Origin of the sequence: Klebsiella sp. Ech2A (assembly GCF_030078455.1) — a bacterium.
Lineage (GTDB): Bacteria > Pseudomonadota > Gammaproteobacteria > Enterobacterales > Enterobacteriaceae > Klebsiella > Klebsiella terrigena.
In genome coordinates this window covers 1-5,374 of sequence record NZ_JAQGFU010000255.1, presented here as the reverse complement: position 1 = coordinate 5,374, position 5,374 = coordinate 1, and the positions used below count along the sequence as shown (strand labels likewise).

Annotated in this window: 5 protein-coding genes; 2 read left to right on the top strand and 3 right to left on the bottom strand. The window is 58.4% G+C overall.

Annotation, left to right across the window (positions count from 1 at the left end; genetic code table 11):
* Positions 1 to 93: 93 nt before the first annotated feature.
* Genes PFH44_RS24665 through PFH44_RS24655 form a run of 3 tightly spaced genes read right to left on the bottom strand, consistent with a single transcriptional unit; the run spans position 94 to position 2,305 of the window.
* Positions 94 to 867, bottom strand: coding sequence for an amino acid ABC transporter substrate-binding protein (locus tag PFH44_RS24665; RefSeq protein ID WP_045856922.1), 774 nt, complete (start codon positions 865 to 867; stop codon positions 94 to 96).
* 36 nt (positions 868 to 903) lie between these two features.
* Positions 904 to 1,671: an amino acid ABC transporter ATP-binding protein gene (locus tag PFH44_RS24660; RefSeq protein WP_283826460.1), complete on the bottom strand. Its 768-nt coding sequence runs from the start codon at positions 1,669 to 1,671 to the stop codon at positions 904 to 906.
* Positions 1,649 to 2,305, bottom strand: a complete 657-nt coding sequence (locus PFH44_RS24655; RefSeq protein WP_045856918.1) for an amino acid ABC transporter permease — start codon at positions 2,303 to 2,305, stop codon at positions 1,649 to 1,651. Before PFH44_RS24655 ends, PFH44_RS24660 begins: the two co-directional genes overlap by 23 nt.
* Positions 2,306 to 2,794: 489 nt before the next feature.
* Here PFH44_RS24655 and PFH44_RS24650 point away from each other — a divergent pair, with 489 nt between their 5' ends.
* Both PFH44_RS24650 and PFH44_RS24645 read left to right on the top strand, forming a co-directional pair.
* Positions 2,795 to 4,171, top strand: a complete 1,377-nt coding sequence (locus PFH44_RS24650; protein ID WP_166646231.1) for a pyridoxal-phosphate dependent enzyme — start codon at positions 2,795 to 2,797, stop codon at positions 4,169 to 4,171.
* Between the two features lie 9 nt (positions 4,172 to 4,180).
* Complete coding sequence (locus tag PFH44_RS24645; RefSeq protein WP_283826459.1) at positions 4,181 to 5,326, top strand: trans-sulfuration enzyme family protein; 1,146 nt, start codon at positions 4,181 to 4,183, stop codon at positions 5,324 to 5,326.
* Positions 5,327 to 5,374 lie beyond the last annotated feature (48 nt).

Genomic DNA, 5,374 nt, shown 5'->3' with positions numbered 1-5,374 from the left:
GCGCAGTACGTCCGCACCGGTGAGCTGGTGCCGGGCAGCGCCAACGCCCTCGCGAGCATTACCTTTTCCTATCAGTAACGACGCCGCGCCCTCTTATTTCGACACGTCGGCGGCGAAATACTCCCTGGAGATCCGCTGCCAGGTGCCGTCGGATTTAATGCCCGCCAGCGCCGTATTGATCGCCTGACGCAGATCCGGATTTCCCTTACGGATTAATACCGCTTCCTGCTCGGTATCGGCCCGTTCGGCCACAATTTTTACCGGGGCGTCGGGTTTATGCTTTTTGAAATCAAGGAATGAGAGGTTGCTGTTGATGGTCGCATCCGCCCGTCCCTGCGACACCAGCGCAATGGACTGATCGAAGCCGTCGGTGCCCACCACCTCCGCGCCATTCTCTCGGGCAATCTGCGCGTAGTTACTGGTCAAGGTATGCGCCGACTTCTTGCCTTTTAAATCGGCAAAGGTATGAATATCGGCGTTTTTCTCATTGACGATCAGCACGGCTTTCGGGGAAATGTAGGGATCGGAGAAGTCATACTTCGCCTCTCTCTCGGGCGTGATGGACACCTGGTTTATCACCGCGTCGTAGCGCTTAGCGTCCAGGCCGGCCACCAGGCCATCCCACTTACCTTCAACGAACTCGGCCTTTACGCCAATCCGTTTGGCAATTTCACGCGCGATATCAACGTCAAAACCCACCAGCTTCCCCGCGGTATTGTGGTAGGTAAACGGGGGGAAGGTCCCTTCGGTGCCGACCTTAAACACGCCGGCCGCTTTAATCTTTGCGAGGTCGTCCTGCGCCACCGCCGCATGCGCCACGCCCAGCTGAATAGCGGTAGCCAGTAGTGCCGTCATCAGTACTTTCATCATTAACTCCTTAATCTGCTATGCCGTGTTGTTGTTTTAAATTTCCCAGGAATCGGGAAACGTTTCGGTTAATGTGGAAATAAAAAGCTGGGTCCGGGTTTTCTTCGCGCGGGTAAAAATATCCCGCGAGCTGCCGCTCTCAACGATCTGCCCGGACTCAAGAAACACCACCTGGCTGGCGATACTGGCGGCCAGGCGCAGATCGTGCGTAGCCATCAGCATGGTGGTCCCCTCCTGTGCCAGCTGACGCAAAACCGCAATCACCTCCTGCGACAGCTCGGGATCCAGCGCCGAAGTTGGCTCATCGCAGAGCAGCACCTTGGGTGAAGGCGCCAGCGCCCGGGCAATCGCCACCCGCTGCTGCTGGCCGCCGGACAGCATCGCCGGCCAGGCGTGACGCTTATGCAGCAGCCCCACCTTCGCCAGCAGCGCCTCGGCGCGGGCCCTCGCCCGTTCAACGGGCCATTTCTGCACCACAATCAGCCCCGTCATAATGTTTTCGAGTACCGACAGGTGAGGGAACAGCTGAAAACTCTGGAAAACCATTCCGGTCTGCTGGCACATACGGCGGATATCCTTTCTTTTCGGTGCGGCATCCGCCGAGAAGGTAATATTCTCCTGACCAATAGTTAATTTCCCGGCCTGCGGCAGCTCAAGCAGGTTAATACAGCGTAATAGCGTGCTTTTGCCGCTTCCCGATGGCCCAATAAGCGCGGTGACGCTCCCTTCGGCAATATTTAAAGAGATATCGTGCAGGACCTTTTGCCCGGCAAAACCTTTCTCAAGCCCGGACAGCGTTATCATTATTTTGCTCCTTGCCTGAGGTATTTTTTTCTAACCGGGCCTCGAGCCTCGATTGCAGATACGACAGCACCGAGCTGATTAATAAATAGATAAGGGCGGCTTCGGTATAGAGTATTAGGGGTTGATAGGTCACGGCGGCAATTCTCTGGGCCGCTAAAAATAGCTCCGGTACGGTAATAACCGACGCCAGCGAAGTATCTTTCACCAGCGAAATAAAAGTATTCGATAACGGCGGCACGGCCACCCGCGCGGCCTGCGGCAAAATAATATGACGCAGCGACTGCCACCAGTTCATGCCGATCGAGTGCGCGGCCTCCCACTGTCCCTTAGCCACGGAAAGCAGCGTTGCCCGGATAACCTCGGAAGTGAAGGCCCCGACGTTCAGCGTAAAGCCGATCACCGCGGCGGGAAAAGCGTCGAGGGTGATCCCGATACCCGGCAGCGCGTAAAAAATCAGAAACAGCTGCACCAGCAGCGGCGTGCCTCGGATAACCCAGACGTAAAAACGCACCAGCAGCCGCAGCGGTCGCGGCCCGTACAGCCTGATTAGCGCCGCGACAAACCCCAGCCCGAGGCCGAGGGCAAACGAAATTAACGTAATGGGGATAGTAAAAACCAGCCCGGCATACAGCATCGGCCAGAATGAACTTATCGCTAGTGATATAAATTCAGGCACATCTCACCTTTTCTTCCGGCGCCTCATTAATAAGCCCGGACGTAATCGCAAATCGCTCTAATTGAATAAAAGGTTATCATGCGTCCGGGCCCTGACGTATCTATCAAAAACGGTATTGAATAGCCGGCTTTGTTATTTGTTTTCAGCCAACAGCTATGCATCGGCAGAGTAAATCGCGCACGTCATCCTGGTATTTTCAACTATGTTTTTTTTAACCATCCTTTGCTGAAAAACGCATTTGCGTCGGCGTAAAAAGACATTAATTGCTGGAAATTACGCCAAAAACGCTATTTTTCAGATATCAATACACCCAGGCGGCTAACAACCTTTCCCTCCGGATGGCTAAATAGCATCTTATATTCCATTTTGCTCTTATGGACGGTTAAATATTCTTTAATTTGCCAAATTCACAGACCTACCATTCGTCATCTCGATACGAATGGGTAAATAGTCATGTCACTCTTTCATTCTGTTAGCGATCTTATCGGCCACACGCCCCTGCTCCAGCTGCACAAGCTCGAAACCGGCCCCTGTAGCCTGTTCCTCAAGCTGGAAAACCAAAACCCCGGCGGTTCTATTAAGGATCGCGTCGCGCTGTCGATGATTAACGAGGCCGAGCGCCTCGGTAAGCTGCAGCCCGGCGGTACGATTATTGAAGCCACCGCCGGCAATACCGGGCTCGGCCTGGCGCTCATCGCGGCGCAAAAGAACTACCGCCTGATCCTCGTCGTCCCCGACAAAATGAGCCGCGAGAAGATATTCCATCTGCGGGCGCTGGGGGCAACGGTGCTGCTCACCCGCTCCGACGTCAATAAAGGCCATCCGGCCTACTATCAGGATTACGCCCGCCGCCTGGCGGAGGAGACGCCGGGGGCGTTCTATATCGATCAGTTTAATAACGAGGCCAATCCGCTGGCGCATATCAGCACCACCGCGCCGGAAATCTTCGCCCAGCTCGACGGCGATATCGACGCTATCGTCGTTGGCGTCGGCTCCGGCGGCACCCTCGGCGGGCTGCAGGCGTGGTTTGCCGAACACTCGCCGAAAACGGAGTTTATTCTTGCCGATCCGGCGGGATCGATCCTCGCCGATCGGGTAGAGACCGGCCGCTCCGGCGAGGCGGGATCGTGGCTGGTTGAGGGGATTGGCGAAGATTTTGTCCCGCCGCTGGCCCATCTTGACGGCGTTCATACCGCCTATCGCGTCACCGACCGGGAGGCGTTTGCGACCGCGCGGGCGCTGCTGCAGACCGAGGGCATTCTTGCGGGTTCTTCAACGGGTACGCTGCTGCACGCCGCCCTGCGCTACTGTCAGGCGCAGACGACCGCCAAACGCGTGGTGACCTTCGCCTGCGACAGCGGCAACAAGTACCTGTCGAAAATGTTCAACGACGACTGGATGCGCCAGCAGGGGCTGCTGACTCGCCCCTCGCGCGGCGATTTAACCGATTTTATCGCCCTGCGCCATGACGAAGACGCCACCGTCACCGCCGCGCCGGACGACACGCTGGCCGCCATCCTGGCGCGCATGCGCCTGTACGACATCTCCCAGCTGCCGGTGCTGGAAGACGGTCGCGTCGTTGGCATCGTCGATGAGTGGGATTTGATTAGCCACGTCGAGGGCAACAGCCAGCGCTTTGCGCTGCCGGTCAGAGAGGCCATGACCCGCAACGTCGAAACCCTCGATAAACGCGCGCCGGAAAGCGCGCTAAAAGCCATTTTCGATCGCGGCCTGGTGGCCGTCATCGCCGATAACGATCGTTTTCTCGGCCTGATCACCCGCAGCGACGTGCTGACCACCTGGCGTAACCGACTTGAACACTAAGGATCGTCCATGAAAAATTTAAATACCTTAAGCGTACACGGCGGCACCTTTAACGATGCGCACGGCGCCGTGATGCCGCCCATTTATGCCACCTCCACCTTCGCACAGCCGGCCCCCGGGCAGCATACCGGCTATGAATATTCGCGCAGCGGCAACCCTACCCGCCACGCGCTGGAAACGGCGATTGCCGAACTGGAGAGCGGCTCCCGCGGCTACGCCTTTGCGTCCGGGCTGGCGGCGATTTCCACGGTGCTTGAGCTGCTGGATAAAGACAGCCACCTGGTGGCCGTCGACGACGTCTACGGCGGCACCTGGCGACTGATCGAAAACGTCCGCCGCCGCAGCGCAGGCCTGCGGGTCAGCTGGGTCAAGCCCGACGACCTGGCGGCGCTTGAGGCGGCCATCAGGCCGGATACGCGGATGATTTGGGTTGAAACGCCGACGAATCCGCTGCTCAAGCTGGCGGACCTCAGCGCCATCGCGGCGATCGCCCGGCGGCACAATCTGATCAGCGTCACCGATAACACCTTCGCCTCGCCGGCCATTCATCGTCCCCTCGAGCTGGGCTTTGATATCGTCGTGCACTCGGCGACAAAATATCTCAACGGCCATTCCGACGTGGTGGCGGGCCTCGCGGTGGTCGGCGACAACCGCGATCTGGCGGAGCGGCTGGGGTATCTGCAAAACGCGGTGGGCGGCGTGCTTGATCCCTTCAGCAGCTTTTTGACGCTGCGCGGCATTCGCACCCTCGCGCTGCGCATGGAACGCCACAGCAGCAACGCGCTGGCGCTCGCCGAATGGCTGGAGCAGCAGCCGCAGGTGGAAAAAGTGTGGTTCCCGTGGCTGGCGTCGCACCCGCATCATCAGCTGGCGCGCAGGCAGATGGCGCTGCCCGGCGGGATGATTTCGCTGGTGGTGAAAGGCGACGATGGCTACGCAGAGCAGGTTATCGGCAGGCTGCGCCTGTTTACGCTGGCGGAGAGCCTCGGCGGCGTAGAGAGCCTGGTCAGCCAGCCGTTTAGCATGACCCACGCGTCCATTCCTCTCGAACAGCGGCTGGCAAACGGCATTACGCCCCAGCTCATTCGCCTCTCCGTTGGCATTGAGGACGCGCAGGATCTGATTGCCGACTGGCAGCAGGCTCTGCGGGCATAAACAAAAAACCCGCCTGTCGGCGGGTTTGACTTTTGGCACACCGGCCGC

What these genes read in the sequence shown, in the direction of transcription:
- PFH44_RS24665 (WP_045856922.1), bottom strand. Translation starts at nt 867, where the DNA reads ATGAAAGTACTGATGACGGCACTACTGGCTACCGCTATTCAGCTGGGC.
- PFH44_RS24660 (WP_283826460.1), bottom strand. Translation starts at nt 1,671, where the DNA reads ATGATAACGCTGTCCGGGCTTGAGAAAGGTTTTGCCGGGCAAAAGGTC.
- PFH44_RS24655 (WP_045856918.1), bottom strand. Translation starts at nt 2,305, where the DNA reads ATGCTGTATGCCGGGCTGGTTTTTACTATCCCCATTACGTTAATTTCG.
- PFH44_RS24645 (WP_283826459.1), top strand. Translation starts at nt 4,181, where the DNA reads ATGAAAAATTTAAATACCTTAAGCGTACACGGCGGCACCTTTAACGAT.